Origin of the sequence: Streptomyces sp. NBC_00443 (assembly GCF_036014175.1) — a bacterium.
Taxonomy (GTDB): Bacteria; Actinomycetota; Actinomycetes; order Streptomycetales; family Streptomycetaceae; genus Streptomyces.
In genome coordinates, this window is sequence record NZ_CP107917.1 from 4687014 (window position 1) to 4706694 (window position 19681).

The 19681-nt window shown below is 70.9% G+C and carries 17 protein-coding genes; 5 read left to right on the forward strand and 12 right to left on the reverse strand.

All coding sequences use genetic code 11. The features are described 5' to 3' along the window. Positions 1-393: 393 nt before the first annotated feature. The 7 genes from pheA to OHO27_RS21165 all read right to left on the reverse strand — a co-directional run bounded on the left by pheA (position 394) and on the right by OHO27_RS21165 (position 7867). Entirely contained in the window at positions 394-1326 is a 933-nt protein-coding gene (gene pheA / locus OHO27_RS21135) for a prephenate dehydratase (protein WP_328426215.1), read from the reverse strand. A gap of 121 nt (positions 1327-1447) precedes the next feature. Next, positions 1448-2782 (reverse strand): iron uptake transporter deferrochelatase/peroxidase subunit, encoded by a 1335-nt coding sequence (gene efeB, locus OHO27_RS21140; protein ID WP_328426217.1) that lies wholly within the window; start codon positions 2780-2782, stop codon positions 1448-1450. An 8-nt stretch (positions 2783-2790) separates the two neighbouring features. After that, positions 2791-4749 (reverse strand): copper resistance CopC/CopD family protein, encoded by a 1959-nt coding sequence (locus OHO27_RS21145; RefSeq protein ID WP_328426219.1) that lies wholly within the window; start codon positions 4747-4749, stop codon positions 2791-2793. A gap of 13 nt (positions 4750-4762) precedes the next feature. After that, on the reverse strand, positions 4763-5221 hold the full coding sequence (locus tag OHO27_RS21150) for a copper chaperone PCu(A)C (protein WP_328426221.1): 459 nt from the start codon (positions 5219-5221) through the stop codon (positions 4763-4765). After that, positions 5218-5883: an SCO family protein gene (locus OHO27_RS21155; protein ID WP_328426223.1), complete on the reverse strand. Its 666-nt coding sequence runs from the start codon at positions 5881-5883 to the stop codon at positions 5218-5220. Before OHO27_RS21155 ends, OHO27_RS21150 begins: the two co-directional genes overlap by 4 nt. 78 nt (positions 5884-5961) lie before the next feature. Further along, entirely contained in the window at positions 5962-6711 is a 750-nt protein-coding gene (locus tag OHO27_RS21160; RefSeq protein ID WP_328426225.1) for a YcnI family copper-binding membrane protein, read from the reverse strand. A 316-nt stretch (positions 6712-7027) separates the two neighbouring features. Beyond that, positions 7028-7867 carry a hypothetical protein gene (locus OHO27_RS21165; protein WP_328426227.1) on the reverse strand — a complete coding sequence of 280 codons (840 nt, stop codon included), beginning with the start codon at positions 7865-7867 and terminating at the stop codon, positions 7028-7030. Between the two features lie 285 nt (positions 7868-8152). Here OHO27_RS21165 and OHO27_RS21170 point away from each other — a divergent pair, with 285 nt between their 5' ends. After that, positions 8153-8602: an ATP-binding protein gene (locus OHO27_RS21170; RefSeq protein WP_328426228.1), complete on the forward strand. Its 450-nt coding sequence runs from the start codon at positions 8153-8155 to the stop codon at positions 8600-8602. Positions 8603-8614: 12 nt separating this feature from the next. Here the strand turns inward: OHO27_RS21170 and OHO27_RS21175 are convergent, their stop codons facing one another. Then, complete coding sequence (locus OHO27_RS21175; protein ID WP_328426229.1) at positions 8615-9676, reverse strand: YihY/virulence factor BrkB family protein; 1062 nt, start codon at positions 9674-9676, stop codon at positions 8615-8617. 218 nt (positions 9677-9894) lie between these two features. Between OHO27_RS21175 and OHO27_RS21180 the strand changes: the two genes are divergently transcribed. Next, positions 9895-10848, forward strand: a complete 954-nt coding sequence (locus OHO27_RS21180; protein WP_328426231.1) for an intradiol ring-cleavage dioxygenase — start codon at positions 9895-9897, stop codon at positions 10846-10848. Positions 10849-10858: 10 nt separating this feature from the next. Further along, positions 10859-11692, forward strand: coding sequence for a triphosphoribosyl-dephospho-CoA synthase (locus tag OHO27_RS21185; protein WP_328426233.1), 834 nt, complete (start codon positions 10859-10861; stop codon positions 11690-11692). Here the strand turns inward: OHO27_RS21185 and OHO27_RS21190 are convergent. From OHO27_RS21190 to OHO27_RS21205, 4 genes are all read right to left on the reverse strand, one after another. Continuing rightward, positions 11667-12914, reverse strand: a complete 1248-nt coding sequence (locus OHO27_RS21190; protein WP_328426235.1) for an MFS transporter — start codon at positions 12912-12914, stop codon at positions 11667-11669. The genes OHO27_RS21185 and OHO27_RS21190 overlap by 26 nt on opposite strands. 135 nt (positions 12915-13049) lie before the next feature. Continuing rightward, on the reverse strand, positions 13050-14396 hold the full coding sequence (pdxR, locus tag OHO27_RS21195; RefSeq protein WP_328426236.1) for a MocR-like pyridoxine biosynthesis transcription factor PdxR: 1347 nt from the start codon (positions 14394-14396) through the stop codon (positions 13050-13052). 127 nt (positions 14397-14523) lie between these two features. Next, positions 14524-15990 carry an aminopeptidase P family protein gene (locus OHO27_RS21200; RefSeq protein WP_328426238.1) on the reverse strand — a complete coding sequence of 489 codons (1467 nt, stop codon included), beginning with the start codon at positions 15988-15990 and terminating at the stop codon, positions 14524-14526. 162 nt (positions 15991-16152) lie between these two features. Further along, entirely contained in the window at positions 16153-17664 is a 1512-nt protein-coding gene (locus OHO27_RS21205; protein ID WP_328426240.1) for a PP2C family protein-serine/threonine phosphatase, read from the reverse strand. 504 nt (positions 17665-18168) lie between these two features. Between OHO27_RS21205 and OHO27_RS21210 the strand changes: the two genes are divergently transcribed. Together OHO27_RS21210 and OHO27_RS21215 are read left to right on the forward strand one after the other, a co-directional pair. Continuing rightward, positions 18169-18828 (forward strand): bifunctional DNA primase/polymerase, encoded by a 660-nt coding sequence (locus OHO27_RS21210; RefSeq protein WP_328426242.1) that lies wholly within the window; start codon positions 18169-18171, stop codon positions 18826-18828. 56 nt (positions 18829-18884) lie between these two features. Beyond that, positions 18885-19553 carry a hypothetical protein gene (locus tag OHO27_RS21215; RefSeq protein WP_328426244.1) on the forward strand — a complete coding sequence of 223 codons (669 nt, stop codon included), beginning with the start codon at positions 18885-18887 and terminating at the stop codon, positions 19551-19553. The last annotated feature ends 128 nt before the right edge of the window (positions 19554-19681 follow it).

A 19681-nucleotide genomic window follows, 5' to 3' on the forward strand; every position in this document is an offset into this window, starting at 1 on the left:
TGGATCGTGGTTGTCCACAGGGCCCCCCGGCCTCCGAAGAGTTATCCACAGGGTGTGTGGAAGGGCTGTGGACTTCGGAATTGATCACTCCGCAACGTCCCGCGTGAGTCGAGGATTCCCAGGACAAACCCAGTCCATCCGCACTTTCGAGTGGAAAGTGGTCGCCCCAAAGGATTGCCCAAAGGAAAAGAGTGGACGAAGGGTGACTTGCGCGATGGTGGACGCCGAGAGGGCCTGGAGGACGATTTATCGACAGACTCATGCTTGCCTGTCGACTTGTCCCCAGGTCGAGATGAGTACCTGTGGATAACCCCTGTGGATAACGATAATCCGCTGGTAGTACTGGCCGGGAAGCTGCGCTGGAGCCAGTCGGCACCGGCGGCCGAGGGCTCCTCAGAACCGCCCGTCCTGGCACCGCGCCACCCAGTCGGCCGCCGACACGAAGTCCTCGTCCGACGTCCCGAGGCGCGGCGGCTGCACATCCTCCGGCTTCATGTCCGCGCGCGGATACGAGCCCAGGAACCGCACTCCCAGGCAGATCCGCTTGAGCCCCATCAGCGCCTCGGCCACCCGGCGGTCGGAGATGTGCCCCTCGGCGTCGATGCAGAAGCAGTAGTTGCCGATGCCCGCGCCGGTCGGCCGGGACTGCAGCAGCATCAGGTTGATGCCGCGCGTGGCGAACTCACCGAGAAGGTCGCGCAGCCCTCCGGGGTGGTCGTCGCGCTGCCACAGCACGACGGACGTCTTGTCCGCGCCGGTCGGCGCCGCGGGCCGGGCGGGACGGCCCACCAGCACGAACCGCGTCTGGGCGTTCTCCGCGTCGTGGATGCCGGTCTCCAGGGCCTCCAGGCCGTACCGGGCGGCCGCGAACTCACCAGCGAAAGCGGCGTCGTACTGGCCCTCCTGGACCAGGCGCGCGGCGTCCGCGTTCGAGGCGGCGGACTCCCACTGGGCGTCCGGGAGGTTCCGCTTCAGCCAGTTGCGCACCTGCGGCTGGGCGGCCGGGTGCGCGGAGACCGTCTTGATGTCCGACAGCTTCGTGCCGGGCCTGACCAGCAGCGCGAAGGTGATCGACAGCAGCACCTCGCGGTAGATCATCAGAGGCGCGCCCGCGACCAGTTCGTCGAGCGTGGTCGTGATCCCGCCCTCGACGGAGTTCTCGATCGGCACGAACGCGGCCTCGGCCTCGCCGACGCGCACCGCGTCGAGCGCGGACTGCACGGACACGTACGGGATCAGCTCCCGGGTCGCGGCCTCGGGAAGCGTGCGCAGGGCGACCTCGGTGAAGGTGCCCTCGGGGCCGAGATAGGCATAGCTCGCTGGCATGACCTCACCCTAATGGGCCTTGCGAAACGCGGCTTACACATCTCACCCGGGCGCCGTAAGGGATGGTCCGTGGCCGATGGTCCGGAGGGCGGACGTCGCCGATGGCCCGGGAGGACGGCCGTCACCCCTCCAGCAGCCGCTGCCCCACGTACTCCCCTTCAGCCGCCCCGCCCGGCACCGCGAACAGCCCGCTCGCCTCGTGCCGGATGTACTTCGACAGCGCGTCGCCCCGGTCGAGCTTGCGCTGGACGGTGACGAAGCCGCGCAGCGGGTCGGCCTGCCAGCAGATGAAGAGCAGCCCCGCGTCGGGCACCCCGTCCGCGTCGATGCCGTCGTGGTAGGAGAACGGGCGCCGCAGCATCGCCGCCCCGCCGTTCTGGTCGGGCCGGGTGATACGCGCGTGGGCGTTGATGGGGACGACCAGGTTCCCTGCCTTGTCCGTCTTCTCCAGGTCCATCTCGGCCGTCTCGGCGCCCCCGGACAGCGGCGCCCCGTCCGACTTGCGGCGCCCGATGACGTCCTCCTGCGCCTTGACCGAGAGCTGCTCCCAGTCGTCGAGCAGCATCCGGATGCGGCGTACGACGGCGTAGGAGCCGCCCGCCATCCAGGCCGGGTCCTTCGAGCCTGACTCCGGCACGAAGATGCGCTCGTCGAAGTCGGCTTCCGTCGGCTTCGGATTGCGCGTGCCGTCCATCTGGCCCATCAGGTTGCGCGCGGTCATCGGGTGCCCGGTGGCACCCGGCGACCGGTTGAAGCCGTTCATCTGCCAGCGCACCCTGGCGGCGTTGCCCGCGTCCTTCTGGATCGCGCGCAGGGCGTGGAAGGCGACCAGAGCGTCGTTGGCGCCGATCTGCACCCACAGGTCACCGTTGCTGCGCATCTTGTCGAGCTGGTCGGAGGAGAAGTCGGGCAGCGGATCCAGCGAGACCGGACGCTGCTTCTCCAGGCCGGTCCGCGCGAAGAAGCTGTGCCCGAAGCCGAAGGTGATCGTCAGGGACGACGGCCCGGCGTCCCGGGCGACATCCGTGTCGTCCTGCTGCGCCGCCTCGCCCGCCATCAGCCGCCGAGCCGTCTGCGACCAGCGGCGCAGCAAGGCAGCCGCCTCCTGGCGGCCCGCGCCCGCCGCCAGGTCGAAGGCGACGACGTGGCCGCGCGCCTGGAGTGCCTGGAGGATGCCGGGCTGATGTTTCCCGTGAAACATCACCTGATCGGCGCCCAGCGAGGTGAGCGGCGTCGCCTCGGCCGGCCTCGCGGCGTAGCCCACGGCCCCACCCGCCGCGCCGAGCACCAGCCCGGTCGCACCGGCGGTCCCGAGCAGCCGCCGCCGCGACAGGCCCTCCCTATTAGTGGCGCTTTCGGAAACGCCGCCATTAAGTGCCGTCTCGCCCTTGGGCGCCGACTCGGCAGTCGCAGGAGCCCGGGGAGTACGGGCCTCCGGAATGGACTGGTCAGCCATGGTGAGGTTCAGCCGATCTGCGCGTTCTTGGAGACAGAGGTCTGGTCGATGTCGGAGGTCCGCACGGTCACGGTGATCTTCCACTCGCCGGCCACGGGGATCTGCACTCCGCTCGCCGACCAGTGTCCGGTGGCGATGTGGTCGGGGACGACGGGCAGCGGCCCGATGTCCTGGGACTCCAGGGTGAAGGCGACCTTCACCTCGGGGATGTCGAAGGCGCGGCCGTTGGGGCGCTGCACGTAGACGTGCATCTCGTTGCCGCCCACGCGCGCGGGATCGAGGTCGATGCGTACGACGCCCTTGCCGTCCTCGCCCCCGGTGTCGAAGGACATGTCCAGCGTCAGCGCACCGGTCGACGACGCCTCGGCCGACGAGGACGACGTGGCCGCCCGCGCGTCCTCCTCCGTACGCCCCGGTTCGGTCGACGTCAGCATCGTCGTGACGGCAAGCAGGACGACGGCGACGCCCGCCTCCGCGAGCACCGAGCGGCGCAGCCCGAACCGGTTCGGATCGGCGTCCCGCTCCTGCTTCTGCCGTGCGGTATCGATCGCGGCCTGCTGCCGGGCGAGCTGGTCGGCGCGCTGGGAGCCACCGCCCTTCTTGCCGGAGACCGCGGCCGAGGCGCCCTTCTTGCCGGAGGCTGCGGCAGAGGCGGTGGCGGATGCACCGGCCTGGGCCGTGGCGTGCTCCTTCTCGCCGTCGGAGCCCTCGGTCGCCTTCCGCGGCTTCGCCACGACCGTCTCCGCCAGCCGCGCAGTCCACCGCCGTGAGATCCAGGCGATACCCACCAGCAGCACCACAAGCCCGATCTTGACCAGCAGCAACTGCCCGTAGCGCGTGCCGGTGAACGCCGGCCACGACCCGAGCTGCCGCCACGACTGGTAGATCCCGGTCGCGACCAGCGCCAGCACGCTGCCGAAGGCGACGCGCGAGAACCGTCGTACGGCCGACCCCGGGAGCGGCGTGTCCGCGGGCGCCCGGTAGAGCGCGACGAGGAGTGCGACCAGCCCGCCGAGCCAGCTCGCGACGGCCAGCAGGTGCAGGATGTCGACCGGCATCGCGATCCCGGCCTGGAGCCCGGTCGAGGCGTGCTCGGACATCGCCCAGCTCGCCCCCAGCCCCGCCGCCACGACGGTCCCGCCGATGGCCAGCCCGAAGGTCAGGTCCCGCTTCTCGTCGTCCTCGCGCTTGTCGAACGCCCCGAACAGCACGGCGATGAACAGGGCCGCCGCGGCGAGCAGCAGCAGCCGGGACACCAGTGCCGCACCCGTCTTGGTCTGCAGCACCTGTCCGAGCAGGTCCAGGTCGAAGACGTCGCCGACCTTCCCGGTGCTGGTGTACGAGCCGCGCAGCAGCAGCAGTCCGAGCGTGGCGGCGGTCAGGGCCAGCCATCCGGTGACGACGAGCCGCTGCAGCGCCCGCACCCCCGACCCGCGCTGCCAGCAGGCCAGCACGAAGGCAGCACCGCCGACCAGGACGATGAACCCGGCGTACGACACGTACCGCCCGAATCCGTAGAGCCAGCCGACGACACCGCCCCCCGCCTCCTGGCCGGAGACCGAGACGGTCGTCTGGGAGGGCGCGCCGATGGAGAAGGTGTAGGCGCCGGCGACGGGATGGCTGTCCTCGGACACCACCTGGTAGGTGACGGTGTACGTGCCGTCGGGCAGGCCGCTGTGGAGCTTCACGGCGTACGTCGTGCCGCTGACGTTGGCCGGGTCGCCGCGGTCGATGCGCTTGCCCTTGGGATCGAGCACGCGCAGGGAGTCGTTCGAGAGTGCGACTCCCTCGGAGAAGGTCAGCGAGACCTGCGTCGGGGCCTTCTCCACCACCGCCCCCTGCTGGGGGTCGCTGCCGGTCAGCGCGGCGTGCGCGGAGACCGGCCCGGCACCGGCGAGGAGCAGTCCGGTGGCGGCCAGGAGCAGCAGCACCAGGGTCCGGACGCGGGGGGCGATGGTCTGGGTCAAGGCGATCTCTCCCTCAGTGTCCGGTCTTCGGGCTGTACGTGGCGGACTTCACCGGCATCTCGACGGTGACCGTGCCGGACTCGGCGAAGTGGAGCTTCACGGTCACCTTCTCGCCCTGCTTCGGCTTCCGCTTCAGCTTCTCGAACATCAGATGGCTGCCACCGCTCTTGAAGACGAGTTGGCCATGCGGGGGGACGGCGACGTCCTTGGCCTCCTGCATCGACGATCCGACCGTCTCGTGGGCGGTCACGTCGCCGACGTCACTGGTGACGGACGTCAGCTCGTCCTTCGTACCGCCCTTGTTGGTGACGGTCAGGAAACCGGCCGCCATGGAGTCGGAGACCGGCTGTGGCATGTAGGCGCCGCCGACGGACAGTTCGGCCTTGGAGCCGTTCTGGGAATCGCCGGAGCCGCAGCCCGCCAGGACGAGGGCTCCGGTCAGGACCACGGTCACCGGGGCGAGCCGCCTCACGGCTTCGCCCCCTTGATCAGCTTGGGGAGGTCCTTGGTGTAGTCGTCGACGGTGGCGTCCTCGGTGTAGAGGACGTACCCGGCGTCGGTCTTCGGCGAGAACGCGACGACCTGCGTGCCGTGGGTCGAGACCATCTTGCCGTTCTTGTCCTTGTGCGGCGGCTCAATGGAGATGCCGAGGGTGCGGGCGCCGGCCTGGATGGTGTCGAACTCGCCGGTCAGGCCCACGACCTGCGGGTCGATGCCCTTGAGCCACTTGCCGAGCGCGGCCGCGGTGTCGCGCTCCGGGTCGGTGGTGACGAACACCACGCGCAGCTCGTCCTGTTCGGCCTTGGGCAGCTGCTTCTTGGCGACGGCGACGTTGTTCATCGTCAGCGGGCACACGTCGGGGCAGTTGGTGTAGCCGAAGTAGATCAGCGTCGGCTTGCCCTTGGTCTCCTTGCGGAGGTCGTACTTCTTGCCGTTCGTGTCGGTGAGGACCAGGTCCGGCTTCTCGAACGGCTTGTCGAGGACGATGGCGGCCTTGTCCGAGCCGGCCTCCTCGGAGACCACGGTGACGGGCTCGGCGCTGTCGTCACCGTTGCCGCAGGCGGAGAGGGTGAGGGTGGCGGCGGCGAGCAGGGCGGCCGCGGCAAAGGTCTTCTTACGGGTCTTCGTACGCATAGAAAAATGTCCCAGTTGTGTGAGCTCCGGCGCGCACCGGGGGCGTGCCCCGGCGCGCGCCGTGAACCGAAGGTGCCGTCAGGCGTCGGTGCGCCGACGTCCGGCGATCACGCCGTACGCCACGCCCAGCGCGCCGACGACGATGCCGACCACGCCCAGCACGCGGGCTGTGGTGTCGCTGCTGTCGGCGGGCTCGGCGGCGTCCGTCTTCGCGGAGGCGGCCTCGGCGTCGTCGGAGTGGGAAGCCTCGGCGGAGGCCTTGTCGGAGGACGACGAGCCGTGGTGGCCCTCCTCGGCGGCGGACAGTTCGAGCACCGGCGCCGGGTTCTCGGGCTCCTCCTGGCCCTCCTGCGGCACCTCGATCCAGCGCACGACCTCCTTGTTGGAGTACGTCTGGATGGCCTTGAAGACGAGCTCGTCGGCGTCCTCGGGCAGGGTGCCGACGGAGACGGGGAACTTCTGGAAGAAGCCGGGCTCGACGCCCTTGCCGTCGGCGGTCCAGGTGACCTTGGTGACGGCCTCGGTGATCTTCTTGCCGTGCATCTCCAGCGGCTTGTCCAGCTTGGACTTGGTGACCTCGGCCTTCCAGCCGGGCACGGGCTGCGGCATCACGGACGCCAGCGGGTGGTCGGTCGGGAAGGTGACCTCGAGCTTGGTGGTCGACGCGTTGTCGCGCTCGTTCGGGACCTTGAAGTCGACCACCGCGTAACCGCCCTTGGCGGCGGTGCCCTCCGGCTGCACGCTGACGTGGGCGAAGGCGGGGACGGACAGGGCGAGCACGGTGGTGCCGGCGAGGGCGCCGACGGCGGCGATACGAGAGGCCTTCATGCTGAGCACTCCACTGTGGGTGAGATCGGGATTCCGGTGGTGAAGAGGAGTACGCGTGCGTGGGGGTGCCCGATCAGACGGAAAAGAGGTGACCCACCGGGAAGTCCGGTGTTCGGAGGTCCGGAGTCCGGAAGTCCTGAAGTCCGGATCCCGGAAGTCCGAAGTCCAGAGGTCCGGAGACCGGAGGCCCGGAGCCCGGGGTCCGAAGTCCGTGGGTGGAAGCCCCTCTTCACGTGATCGGTGCACGCAGGCACGCGCGCGTGCCGCACGACGGCGGCCCTCATCCCCACCTCGGTGGAGTGGCGGTCGCGTCGTGTCAGGCGGCGAGGACGAACGCAGCGGCCGGCGGGCCGCGCCTGATCACCGTGTGCTGGAGGGCGACGGTGCGGGGTGCGGACCGCCCGAGCGTCTCGGCGCGCGGGAGCCGCGGGCCCGCGTCGGGCGCGCCCGGGAGCCCGGCACGCAGGGCGCGCACCAGAGCGAGCGCTCCGCGCAGGGAGCGTACGAGAGCCCCCTCGGCGGCCACATGCGCCGACACCGTGGACATCTCGGCGATCCGCAGCAGGGCCAGGTCCCCGCGCCGCAGCAGCCACCCCGCGACGACCGCCGCGAGAACGTGGGCGAGCACCATGGGCACGGACGGCAGCAGTGATGCGGAGGAGCCGGTCGCGGCAGACATGGCGTCAGCCGACGGGTGTGAGGCATGCGCCCCGGTGGCCGGGTTCAACCGCGCCTCGGTGAGGAGCCGCTGGGCCTGGGCGGGGCTGATGGCCGCCGCGGCGGTCCCGCAGACGAGCCGCGCGGCCTGCTCCACGAGTGCGGCGTCCGACAGGGAGGCGGACCCGGCGGAGGACCCGCCGGTCGCCCCGGCATTCGCGCCGTGCTGCCCCAGTCCGAAGAGCGTGTGCAGGACGGTCTGGCCCGCCGCGAGCAGCGCGGCTATCCCGGGCAGCGGGCGTTCACGCCCGGTGAACGGCACCGTGACCAGGAGGACTCCGAGGAACCCCGCGCCCAGCGTCCACAGCGGGATCGTGGCGCAGGAGCCCAGCACATGCCCGATCCCGGCCAGCACGACGCAGACCGCGGCGAACACCGCGGCCCGCAGTATCCGGAGATCACTCCCGGAGCGCACCGTGCGCGGGTGGGGGGCAGTCATGGCGGGGTCATCATCGCACTGGCCTTATGGCCGCCATACGGCAGGTCCGCAAGATGACATACGAGCAGTAGGGGACGTACGGGGCATAGGGGCAGTAAGGGCTATTGGGGCCGTACGACCGGAAGAACCGGAAGGTCACCTTCTGGTGTGGGCCGCACCCACATACACCGATTCCCGCGTGGGCGCATCGACCATATGGGCGGCATCACGTCATTGGTGTGCTTACCGATGGGCACTCGTGGCAATACGTAACGGTATGTCGAGCCGCAGCCAGGAGGCTGGAGCATGAGCATCTGGTGGTCACTCCATCTGCGGCGCGAAGCTGCGAGCGTGCCCCTCGCCCGGCGGCTGCTGATCGGCACCATGGAGACCGCGGGCGTCGACCCCGATGTGTCGTACGACCTCTCCGTCGCGCTCAGCGAGGCCTGCGCCAACGCCGTCGAACACGGCGGCGACACCATGCCCGACGGCTCCCCACAGGCGTACCGCGTGACGGCGTACCTGGACGGCGAGAAGTGCCACATCGAGGTCGCCGACTCGGGCCCCGGCTTCACCGCACCGCTGCGCGCACCCCGCCCGGCGACCACCGACGCCGAGCACGGCAGAGGGCTCTGCCTCATCGAGGAACTCGCCGACCACGTCCAGTTCGGCAACAAGCCGGGGCGGGGCGGGGCGGTGGTGAGCTTCGACAAGATCCTCAAGTGGAAGAAGGACCCGTCGCTGATGGCGGTGTAGGGGACCACCGGTTCAGGATTGGAGCCGTCGATGGTCCTCCTCGTCCCACTTGCGGGTGTCGCGCGGCTGCACGTACGGCTCGTCGTCGGCAGGGTGGCCGCCCGCGACGGCGCGCTGGCGGGCCAGCTCGGCATCGCACTCCAGGCCCAGCAGGATGGCCAGATTCGTGATCCACAGCCACACCAGGAAGATGATCACGCCGGCGAACGTGCCGTAGGTCTTGTTGTACGAGGCGAAGTTCCCCACGTACAACGCGAACCCGGCCGAGGCGATCAGCCAGATCACCAGCGCCAGGAAGCTGCCCGGCGTGATCCAGCGGAAGCCGCGCACCTTCGCGTTGGGTGTCGCCCAGTACAGGATCGCGATCATGATCGTGACCAGGACCACCAGCACCGGCCACTTCGCGATCGCCCACACCGTGAGCGCCGTGTCGCCGACCCCCAGCGTCTCGCCGACCTGGCGGGCCAGACCGCCGGTGAACACGACGATCACCGCGCTGATCACCGCCATGACCATCAGCACCACGGTCACACCGACGCGGACCGGCAGCACCTTCCACACCGGGCGGCCCTCCGGGACGTCGTACACCGCGTTGGCGGACCTGATGAACGCGGCGACATAGCCGGAGGCCGACCACACTGCGAGCAGCAGACCCACGATCGCCATGACCGAGCCGAGGCCGGCGTTGCCCTGCATCTGCTGGACCGCGCTGGTCAGGACGTCTCGCGCCGCGCCCGGGGCGAGCTTCTGGATGTTGTCCAGCACCTGCTGGGACGCCGACTGCCCGACGACGCCGAGCAGTGAGATCAGAGCCAGCAGCGCCGGGAAGAGCGCCAGGATGCTGTAGTAGGTGAGCGCTGCGGCCCGGTCGGTCAGCTCGTCCTTCTTGAACTCCTTCAAGGTGCCTTTCAGCACCGCCGCCCAGGAGCGCTTGGGCAGGTCCGTCGGAGTGTCCGGAGCCCGCTGCTCCACCTGCTCGTCCGGCCCGGCCTGAGGCGCCTCGGTGGTGTCGGCCCTCGTGTCGGTGGCGCCGTGCTCGCCGTTCCTTGCATGCCGTTTCAGTGTCCGTGCCATTGCGCACGAGTATCCGACCGAGCGTCACCCCACACCCGCATTCACGACATACCTGAACAAAGGGGAAGGGGGTCGACCCCAGCCCCACCGGAACACCGGCACCCTGGTCCGAGGCGCCTCCCCGGCGAACCCGCAGGCTTTCAGCTTCCTCAGGACTCACAGCCCCCGCACAGTGCCACCCCACGCTGTTGACGGGCGGCGTTCCTAACTTCCTGGCCATGACGGGAAACCACAAGGACAAGTCGATCACCCGGCGCCGCGCGATCGTGGTGACCGGTGGCACGGTCGCGGCGGGCGGGCTCGCCGTCGCGGGATATCAGGCGGCCTTCGCCGACCCGGCCACGACGGCGGCGACCGACGCCGCGGCGACGGCCGGCACGACCGCCTCGGAGAGCGCCGGCACCTGCATGACGCTGATGTCGAGCGTCACCGAAGGGCCGTACTACCTGGACAACGCCCTGGTGCGGAAGGACATCACCGAGGGCAAGAGCGGCGTCCCGCTGACGCTGCGCCTCACCGTCGTGGACGCCACCGACGGCTGCACCCCGGTCAAGGGCGCCGCCGTGGAGATCTGGCACTGCGACGCCTGGGGCTACTACTCCGGCTACACCACGGCCAACCCCGGCGGTTCCGCGCCCGCCGAGAGCGAGGACGGCTCGACCGCGAACGACAACACCTATCTGCGCGGGTACCAGATCGCCAACGCCAACGGGGTCGTGAAGTTCGAGACGATCTTCCCGGGCTGGTACACCCCGCGCACCTGCCACATCCACCTCAAGGTGCACACCGGCGGCCAGAAGGAGGACGGCACGTACGAGGGCGGCAAGGTCAACTACACCGGTCAGCTGTTCTTCGACGACGCGATCGCCGAGGAGATCTTCACGCTGGAGCCGTACTCGAAGCACTCCGGCAGCTATACCACCCTCGACAACGACATGGTCTATGACGGCGGCGGCGCCTCCAGCGGCCTGCTGACCCTGAAGGCCGTCCACAAGAAGGACCCGTCCAAGGGCTACAAGGGCTCCCTCGCCATCGGCGTCGACCCGGATGCCGAGAACACCGGCGTGGGCAGCGGCGGCGGTCGCGGTACGCCCCCGAGCGGCGCCCCGAGCGGAGCCCCTGGCGACGCGCCCAGCGGCACCCCGTCGGCCTCCGCCTCCGCCTCCGCCTAGGCGTACGGCCATGAGAAGCCGCGAGGACGAGGCACTGGCGCAGGCCGCCGTGACCGCGCTGACCGGACAACTGGCCCTGGCTCCCAAGCCGGGCCTGCCCGACCCGCGGGACCTGGGCGCCCGCGTCACCCGTCGGGACCACGGCATGCTGCGCTGGTCCGCCAAGGCGCTCACGCCGGGCCTTGCGGCGATGGCGGCTGCGGCCCGGCGCACGGGCGAGCCGACGCCCGGGCTCCGCAGCGAACTCGGCGCGATCGGCAGGTGCGCCGAGCACTCGGTGCACCTCGCGGGCGGCGGCCACCGGGGCGCCCTGTGGACACTCGGCCTGCTGGTCGCCGCGGCGGCACTCGACCCCCGGGCCGCAGCACGGGACGTCGCCGCGACCGCCAAGCGCATCGCCGCCCACACCGACAAGCGCGCCCCGCGCAGACCCTCCCGGGGCTCCTCGGTGTCCGCGCAGTACGGCGCCGCCGGGGCGCGGGGTGAGGCGCGGGCCGGATTCCCGCACGTACGGCGGGCGTTGGAAACGCTCGCCGCAGCCCGCGCGGTCGGCGCCACGGAGGAGCAGGCCCGCCTGGACGCCCTGCTCACCGTGATGTCCACCCTCCAGGACACCGAACTCCTCTACACCGCGGGCCCGATGGGGCTGCGGCACGTCCAGGCGGGCGCCCGCGGAGTCCTGGAGGCGGGCGGCACGTACACGGAGGCGGGCGTACAGGCCCTGGCAGCGTTCGACGCCGACCTGCACGCACGCGCGTGGAGCCCGCGGGGGAGTGCGGGGCTCCTCGCGGGGGCGCTGTTCCTGGACGCCCTGCCCCTCACGGCACGAGCGCGGGCTGCCTGACGCGGTCCTCCTCGGCCCGGCGACCGGCGGCCCACCGTGCCGCCGGTCCCATCGCGTACGACGCGGCAAGCATCGCCCCGCCCAGCAGCAGCCAGCCCGGTGTCCCCCACTCCACCAGCAGGGCCGTGAGCAGCAGCGGGCCGAGAGTGCGGGCGACGGTGACACCGGTCCCGAACAGGCCCTGGTACTCGCCGACGCGGCCCTCGGGAGCCAGGTCGAAGGACAGCTGCCAGGACCCCGCCGACTGCCCCAGCTCGGCGACCACTTGAAGCACCGCACCGACCACCAGGACACCGACAGCCACCCACAGGGACGCCCCCGCAGACAGGGCGAACACCACGCACGCGGCGAGCATCACCCAGCCCGCACGGCGCACCGCGCGCGTGGCGGTGCCCAGCCCCGTGACCCCGCGCGCCGCCCTGACCTGAAACAGCATCACCGCACCGGTGTTGAGCACGAACAACGCGGAGACCAGCCAGGCCGGCGCCTCGGTCCTACGAGTGATCCACAGCGGCAGCACGAGGCTGAGGAGCGGCAGCCGCAGCAACAGGATCGTGTTGAGCAACGCGACGAGGGCGTACGGCCGGTCCCGCAGGACGCCGGTGCTGCGACGTTTCTGCAAGGGCACCGGCACAAGCGCCGGTCGCGGCACGGCGGGCAGCCGCATCAGCAGCCCGGCACACAGCAGGAAACTCACCGCGTCCAGCGCGAACACCCCGAGATACGCAGCCCGTGTCCCGGCGTGCAGGGCCAGCCCGCCCAGCCCGGCGCCCACCGCGAGACCGGCGTTGAGCGTCGACTGCAGATGCGCCAGCAGCCCCGTTCGCTCCGCGGCCGGCACCAGCCCCGCGAGCAGCGCCTGCCGGGCCGCCGCGAGCCCGGACTGCGCCGCCGCGTACCCGCACGCGGCCAGCACGAACGGCACGAACCCGCCTACGACCACGAAGGACGCCACCGCGAGCCCCGTCGCGAGGGCCAGCAGCACGGCCGTACCGCGCGCGCCGCGCCGGTCGGCGAGCCGCCCCAGCGGAACCCCGACCAGCGACCCGACCGCCCAGCCGACGGTCAGCCCCAGTCCCACACGCGCGGGGTCGAGGCCGACGACCTGGGTGAAGTAGAGAGCGGACGTCGTGTAGTAGGCCCCGTCCCCGACCGAGTTGCTCAACTGGGCGAGGGCCAGCACGCGTTGCGGACCGGCGGGCGGGACGAGCGATTTCGTCATGCCTACGACACTAGAAACGCAGTGGGCTGCTCAGTAGCACCAATCATGAGCTGTTTCAGTGGCCCAATCGGCGTCGGCCGGCCAGCCCCCCCGCTCAGTCCACCGTTCTCAGCCCACCCCTCTCGGCCCACCCCCTCAGCAGCCCTCCAACACCCTCCCCAGCACCTCCAACGCCTCCGGATAAGCCCGCTCCCGAGGCGTCCCGTACCCCACGACCAGCCCCTGTGGCCGCCCTTCACCACCGCCCGGCGCATGCCAGTGCTCCCCCAGATGCCCCACCGCGAGCCCCGCCTCCTCGGCCCGCGCCAGCACCCGCGCCTCGTCGTCGACCTCCACCAGCGCGTGCAGCCCGGCCGCGATCCCGCGCACCTGCCGACGCGCCCCCAGCCGCTCCACGAGCTGGTCCCTGCGCCGCCGGTACCGCAGCCGGCAGGCGCGCACATGACGGTCGTACGCATGGCTGTCGATCAGCTCGGCGAGTGCCAACTGGCCGATGGACTCGGTGTGATGGTCACTGTGCAGCTTGGCGTCGGCCACGGCGTCGACGAGGTGCGGCGGCAGCACCATCCAGCCGAGCCGCAGCGCGGGCCCGAGCGTCTTCGAGGCCGTGCCCAGATACACCACCTGGGCCGGCGCCATCCCTTGCAGTGCGCCCACGGGCCGGCGGTCGTAGCGGAACTCCCCGTCGTAGTCGTCCTCGACGACGAGGCCCCCACGCGCGCGTGCCCAGTCGGTGAGCGCCCGCCGCCGCTCCGGGTGCAGCGTCACGCCGGTCGGATACTGATGCGCGGGCGTGACGACAACGGCGTCACAGTCCCCGAACCCCTCGGCGCACGCCCCTCGTTCGTCCACCCGAACGGGCACCACGGTGCCACCGCCCCGCCGCACCACCTCCCGATGGAACGGCAGCCCGGGGTCCTCCATCGCGAACGTGCCGCCCTCCAGCACACGCGTGAGCAGCGCCAGCCCCTGCACATACCCGGAGGTGATCACGATCCGCTCCGCCGGAGCGATCACCCCACGCGCCCGCCCCAAGTACTCCGACAGCGCGCTCCGCAGTTCGATGCGCCCGCGCGGATCGCCGTAGTCATACGCCAGTGAGGGCGCCGCGGCGATGGCCCTGCGCAACGCCCGCAGCCAGGCGGCCGCCGGAAACGTCCCCACGTCCGGACTCCCGGGCCGAAGATCAAAACGCGGCACACGCGCGCGTACGCCGGCCCCCGGCGGTTCGGTGCCGACGGGAAGCAGCACGGCGACCTGGGTACCCGCGCCCTGCCGAGCGGTGAGATACCCCTCGGCGACAAGCTGGTCGTACGCCGCCTTGACGGTGTTCCGCGAGATGCCGAGTTCGTCGGCGAGGCGCCGAGTCGCGGGCAACCGAGCACCGGGTGCCAGCCGTCCGTCCCGGACAGCGTCGCGCAGGGCACGTTCGATGCCGGTCCGGCGCCTGTCGGCATCGGCGAGCTCCAGATGCAGGTCCATCCCGACCCCCTAGGGCGCGGGGCTGTATCGATCTGCGGCTCCGCCGCGTGGACGCGACCAGCCCCCACGACCCGCAGACCGCAAAGATGGCCGGACACCCCGTTGGTACCCGGCCATCAATCTCACGTCAGCTCTTCAGAGAGGACATCCAGCTCTCGACCTCGTCCGACCGCCGAGGCAGCGCAGCGCTCAGGTTCCGGTTCCCGTCGTCCGTCACCAGGATGTCGTCCTCGATCCGCACACCGATACCCCGGTACTCCTCCGGCACCGTCAGGTCATCGGCCTGGAAGTACAGCCCCGGCTCGACGGTCAGCACCATGCCCGCCGCCAGCGTGCCGTCGACATACGACTCCACGCGCGCGGCAGCACAGTCATGCACGTCCATGCCGAGCATGTGCCCGGTCCCGTGCAGCGTCCACCGCCGCTGGAGCCCGAGCTCCAGCACCCGCTCGACCGGCCCCTCGACAAGCCCCCACTCGACGAGCCGCTCGGCGAGCACCCGCTGCGACGCGTCATGGAAGTCCCGGTACTTCGCACCCGGCTGCACGGCCGCGATACCGGCCTCCTGGGCGTCGTACACGGCGTCGTAGATCTTCTTCTGGATCTCGCTGTACCGCCCGTTGATCGGCAGCGTGCGCGTGACGTCGGCGGTGTAGTACGTGTGCGTCTCGACGCCCGCGTCGAGCAGCAGCAGGTCACCGGAGCGCACGGGCCCGTCGTTGCGCACCCAGTGCAGCGTGCAGGCGTGCGGCCCGGCCGCGCAGATGGAGCCGTAGCCGACGTCGTTGCCCTCCACGCGCGCGCGGAGGAAGAACGTGCCCTCGATGTAGCGCTCGGACGTGGCCTCGGCCTTGTCGAGGACCTTCACCACGTCCTCGAAGCCGCGCACCGTGGAGTCGACGGCCTTCTGCAACTCGCCGATCTCGAAGTCGTCCTTGACGAGCCGCGCCTCGGACAGGAAGACCCGCAGCTCCTCGTCGCGCTCGGCGGTGACCTTGTCGGTGAGCGCGGCCTCGATGCCGGCGTCGAAGCCACGGACGACGCGCACCGGGCCGGCGGCCTCACGCAGCGCGTCCGCCAGCTCGCGCACGTCGGACGCGGGGATGCCGTACAGCTTCTCCGCCTCGGTGAGCGAGTGCCGGCGGCCGACCCACAGCTCGCCCTGTCCGGACAGCCAGAACTCACCGTTGTCGCGGTCGGAGCGCGGCAGCAGATAGATCGTCGCCTTGTGACCGTCGGCGGCGGGCTCCAGGACGAGCACACCGTCCTCGGTCTGGTTGCCGGTGAGGTACGCGTACTCGACCGACGCACGGAAGGCGTACTCGGTGTCGTTCGACCGCGTCTTCAGGTTGCCCGCGGGGATCACCAGCCGCTCGCCGGGGAATCGCGCCGACAGCGCGGCGCGCCGCGCGGCGGTCTCGGCGACCTGCGGGATCGGCTCCAGGCCGCGCAGCTCCGTGTCGGCCCAGCCGGACTTCATGTTCTCGGCAAGCTCGTCGGACACGCCCGGGTACAGGCCGTTCTTGCGCTGCTTGACGGGCTCTTCTTCGGCAGTCTCCGGGGTCTCCGAGAGCTCTTCTGCCACGGCGGTCATCCTCCTCGATACGGCACTGGACCCCCTCCATCGTACGGTCGTACAGGAGAGGGCCCAGGGGAGAAGGGCCGGTTGCCCGCCGCTGCTATGGCGCAGGCCACACGCTTGTTATGGGCAGGTGACCGAGGGCACGGGCCGCTACTTGAAGCAAGGGCCCGGGCACTACTCGAAGCGAGCCGCCAGGAGCACCACGTCCTCCTCGCTGTCCGCCAGCTCCACGCCGTTCGGCAGCACGGTCCGCAGTACGTGGTCGACGACGGCGTCCGGGTCGTGCCGGATCGCCCTCGGCACTCCGGCCGCCGCCGCGTGCAGCCGGGCGAAGGCGCGGTCGGTGGGGTCGCCGGTGCGGTGCAGCAGCCCGTCGGTGTACAGCAGAACCGTCTCTCCGGCTTCCGCCACCAGCTCCACGCTCGGCGCCTCCCAGCAGGCCAGCATGCCCAGCGGCGCGGACACGGAGGTCTCCACGAACTCCGTGCGCCGATCGCCGATCAGCAGCGGCGGGGTGTGCCCGGCACCGGCGAGCGTGATCTTGCGCAGGGAGGGCTCGCAGTAGGCGAACAGGGCGGTGGCGGAGCGGGCGGGCTCGGTGAGTCTGAGCAGCAGCTCCAGGTCGGACAGGACCGCGACCGGGTCCTCGCCCTCCATCACGGCGTACGCCCGCAGGCTGGCCCTGAGCCGTCCCATCGCGGCGACCGCGCTGGGCCCGGACCCGGTCACCGAGCCGACCGCGAGGCCGAGCGCGGCGTCCGGCAGCGGCAGCGCGTCGTACCAGTCGCCGCCCCCGCGCGGGCCGGTGCGGTGCCGCGCGGCGAGCTGGACGCCGGCCATGCGGGGCAGCCGGGAGGGAAGCAGTTCCTCGGAGATCGTCCTCATGGCCGTGCGCGTGCGCTCGACCTCGAGGAGCCGGGCCAGGTGTTCGGTGGCGTAGCGGACGTACAGGCCGACGAGGTGGCGCTGGCGCTCGACCGGTTCGGCGGGCTCGTCGTACAGCCATACGGCGGCACCGAGGCGGCCGGCGGCGTCGGTGGACAGGGGGAGGGCGTAGCTGGCGGCGTAGCCGAGGCGGGCGGCCACCTCGCGGTGGCGGGGGTCGAGCTTGTTCTCGGCGAACAGGTCGGGCTCGGCGATCTCGCCGTCGCCGCCGGGAAGTCCGTCGAGGATCCTGCCGTACGAAAGGGAGCTGCGCGGCACGGTCTCGATGTGTCCGAGGTCGGCGCGCGCGAGGCCCAGCCCGATGGTCGTGTCCGGGCCGAGGCCGTCGGCGGGTTCCAGGACGACAAGACCGCGCCGGGCGCCCACGAGGGCGGATCCGGCGCGCAGCAGTTCCTGGAGTGCGTCGTCGAGTGCGTCCGTGCGTGCCAGACGTTCGGTGAGTTCATGGAGCGTCGTGAGGTCCGAGACCCAGCCGGCGAGACGGTCCTGAAGCAGTGCGCCCGGCGGGTTCGGTGGGGGAACCGCTGGGGTTCCCGAGGCTCCGGGCGCGGGCGCGACAGTGTGTGCGGGCGAGGGAACCGTGGAATCGATTCCGGCCACTTTCGAAGGGTGAGGGGCGTTCATGGTGTCCGGCTTTCCGACCGGTGCGTATTGCTCAAAAGCATCGCAAACCCCCATGTCATTCTGCGCCGCTAGCAGTGTCTCCACATGTACACGCACTCGTAAGGGGATGTCCAGCATTGTCCTGCCGGGATTCCTGGTGTCCGTGGGTCACCCGAGCACTCCTGGTAGACCTCTTGCGTAAAGGCAAAGTTGGCTTAAAACTGCCTCAGGGAACGGGGTATTGCGGTCGACTGGTTTCGTTCCACGGAGCGTCACAGCGGTCGTGATGGGTACGTACTCGGTGAAGGCCAGGGGTGGTGGACAACCGCCCGGAACCTGGTGACGGACCCGGGCGTCTTAGCCACTGACGATCGTGCCCCATCCTCCCGTGGCGGAGGCGAAGAGAAATACGCGCGACGGCAAAACGCCAGACTTCGCCACCCCCACGCCACGCCCATGCTTTTGGTAGACGCAGTGTGGACGAGGCTGCCGTGGACGCAGCCAACGCTCGGCCCATAGGGGTTCCCCTTGCTCATTGCAGGGGTGTGATGCGCCAACAGGTACGCACAGTGAAGTGATCGACACATGGTGTGATGAAGCCCACGGTGTTGCCAGCGGTGCAACGGAAAGGAACGAGCGCTCATGCGCGAGATCCTCGGAAAGCGACGCAGGCTCCTGCGCGGTGACGGGAAGTCTGAGCAGATCAGCGCGGCCCTGACCTTCGCGACGCAATGGCGCTGGCCCGTACTCCCGGGCGTGGCGACGCACCTGCAGGGACACTCCCGCTGCGGCTGCCCCGACCCGGACTGCACGGTGCCCGGCGCGCACCCCTTCGACCCCGGCCTCCTCGCGGCCACCACCGACGAGCGCATGCTGCGCTGGTGGTGGACCAACCGGCCGACGGCGCCGATCATCCTCGCCACCGGCGGCCAGGCTCCCTGCGCGGTCAGCCTGCCCGCCCTGCCGGCCGCTCACGCACTCACCGCACTCGACCGCATGGGCATGCGCCTCGGCCCCGTCGTCGCCTCGCCCGCCCGCTGGGCGATCCTGGTGAAGCCGTACTCCATGGAACAGCTGGGCGAACTGCTGTACGCCAAGGACTTCGTCCCCGGCTCCCTGCGCTTCCACGGCGAGGGCGGCTATATCGCCCTGCCCCCGTCCGAGACGGGCCAGGGCTCCATCAGCTGGCAGCGAGCCCCGCTTCCCGGCTCGGCCTCCCCGTGGGTCCCCGATGTGGAGGCCGTGGTGGATGCCACGGTCGAGGCCCTCACTCGTACGGGTGTGAGCGCGCCCGAGTTGTAGGGCTCTCCGGCGCGCGCGGAACGGTGCACACGTGCGCGGTCGTTATGTTCCGCTATATGTCGCGTCATTCCAGGGGAAACCGGGCACCGTCATCGCATCGCCGCGGGCCGAAGCACAGAAGAATCCGTCTGATCGCCCTCGCGTCCGTCGCGGCGGCCGCGGTCGCCCTGCCGCTGGCCTGGGCGGCCGCCGGCCAGGTCGTCGAAGCGGGCCGGGCCGCCGTGGGGACGCCCGCGCGTGATGCCGTACGGTCCTCCCCGCCCGCCCCGAAGGAGGGCACCGTACGTCCGTCACCTCGCGGCGACGCCAAGGCGCCGTCGGCCGCTGACAGCGGCTCCCCGCTGCTGCTCGACCTGGGCCTTGCCACCGCCGTGCGCTGCGGCCCCGAACTCACCTCGCCCGAGGGCATCGAGGCGCAGACCTGTGTCCTCACGCAGGGCGAGGACACCTGGGCGCGCACCTACTTCCGCAATGCGACCGGCGGCGCGCTGGACTCCGTGCTGAGCCTCATGGGGCCCGGTGGACGCACGCTGCAGATGCGCTGCGTCGTGGGCGCCGAGGACGAGCCGGGGACCTGCGAGACGCCCAAGGAGCGCACGCGGGGAGGTGCGGGCGCCTACACGGCCGTCACGGAGTTCGCCGAGCGGGCCGGGCGCGGGGCTCTGTTGCTGCGTTCCGCGAGCAACTCCGCACCGGGCAATTCCGGGGCGGGTACGGGCCGTTGACATGTGACGTCATTCCGTAAAGGTCTGCGCACATGGAAAGACCCGGTTGCTGGCGACGGGGGATGCACCAGCAACCGGGCTAGTGGAACGGTAACAAGAGATCGGCGGTTCGCAAATTCGATCCGGGC

Bases quoted from the DNA above. Each gene is read 5' to 3' on its own strand.
- OHO27_RS21170 (WP_328426228.1), top strand. From the start codon at position 8,153: ATGAGCATCTGGTGGTCACTCCATCTGCGGCGCGAAGCTGCGAGCGTG.
- OHO27_RS21190 (WP_328426235.1), bottom strand. From the start codon at position 12,914: ATGACGAAATCGCTCGTCCCGCCCGCCGGTCCGCAACGCGTGCTGGCC.
- OHO27_RS21185 (WP_328426233.1), top strand. From the start codon at position 10,859: ATGAGAAGCCGCGAGGACGAGGCACTGGCGCAGGCCGCCGTGACCGCG.
- OHO27_RS21155 (WP_328426223.1), bottom strand. From the start codon at position 5,883: ATGCGTACGAAGACCCGTAAGAAGACCTTTGCCGCGGCCGCCCTGCTC.
- OHO27_RS21160 (WP_328426225.1), bottom strand. From the start codon at position 6,711: ATGAAGGCCTCTCGTATCGCCGCCGTCGGCGCCCTCGCCGGCACCACC.
- OHO27_RS21205 (WP_328426240.1), bottom strand. From the start codon at position 17,664: ATGCTGGACATCCCCTTACGAGTGCGTGTACATGTGGAGACACTGCTA.
- pdxR (WP_328426236.1), bottom strand. From the start codon at position 14,396: ATGGACCTGCATCTGGAGCTCGCCGATGCCGACAGGCGCCGGACCGGC.
- OHO27_RS21180 (WP_328426231.1), top strand. From the start codon at position 9,895: ATGACGGGAAACCACAAGGACAAGTCGATCACCCGGCGCCGCGCGATC.
- OHO27_RS21210 (WP_328426242.1), top strand. From the start codon at position 18,169: ATGCGCGAGATCCTCGGAAAGCGACGCAGGCTCCTGCGCGGTGACGGG.
- efeB (WP_328426217.1), bottom strand. From the start codon at position 2,782: ATGGCTGACCAGTCCATTCCGGAGGCCCGTACTCCCCGGGCTCCTGCG.
- OHO27_RS21200 (WP_328426238.1), bottom strand. From the start codon at position 15,990: ATGACCGCCGTGGCAGAAGAGCTCTCGGAGACCCCGGAGACTGCCGAA.
- OHO27_RS21175 (WP_328426229.1), bottom strand. From the start codon at position 9,676: ATGGCACGGACACTGAAACGGCATGCAAGGAACGGCGAGCACGGCGCC.
- OHO27_RS21215 (WP_328426244.1), top strand. From the start codon at position 18,885: ATGTCGCGTCATTCCAGGGGAAACCGGGCACCGTCATCGCATCGCCGC.
- OHO27_RS21165 (WP_328426227.1), bottom strand. From the start codon at position 7,867: ATGACTGCCCCCCACCCGCGCACGGTGCGCTCCGGGAGTGATCTCCGG.
- pheA (WP_328426215.1), bottom strand. From the start codon at position 1,326: ATGCCAGCGAGCTATGCCTATCTCGGCCCCGAGGGCACCTTCACCGAG.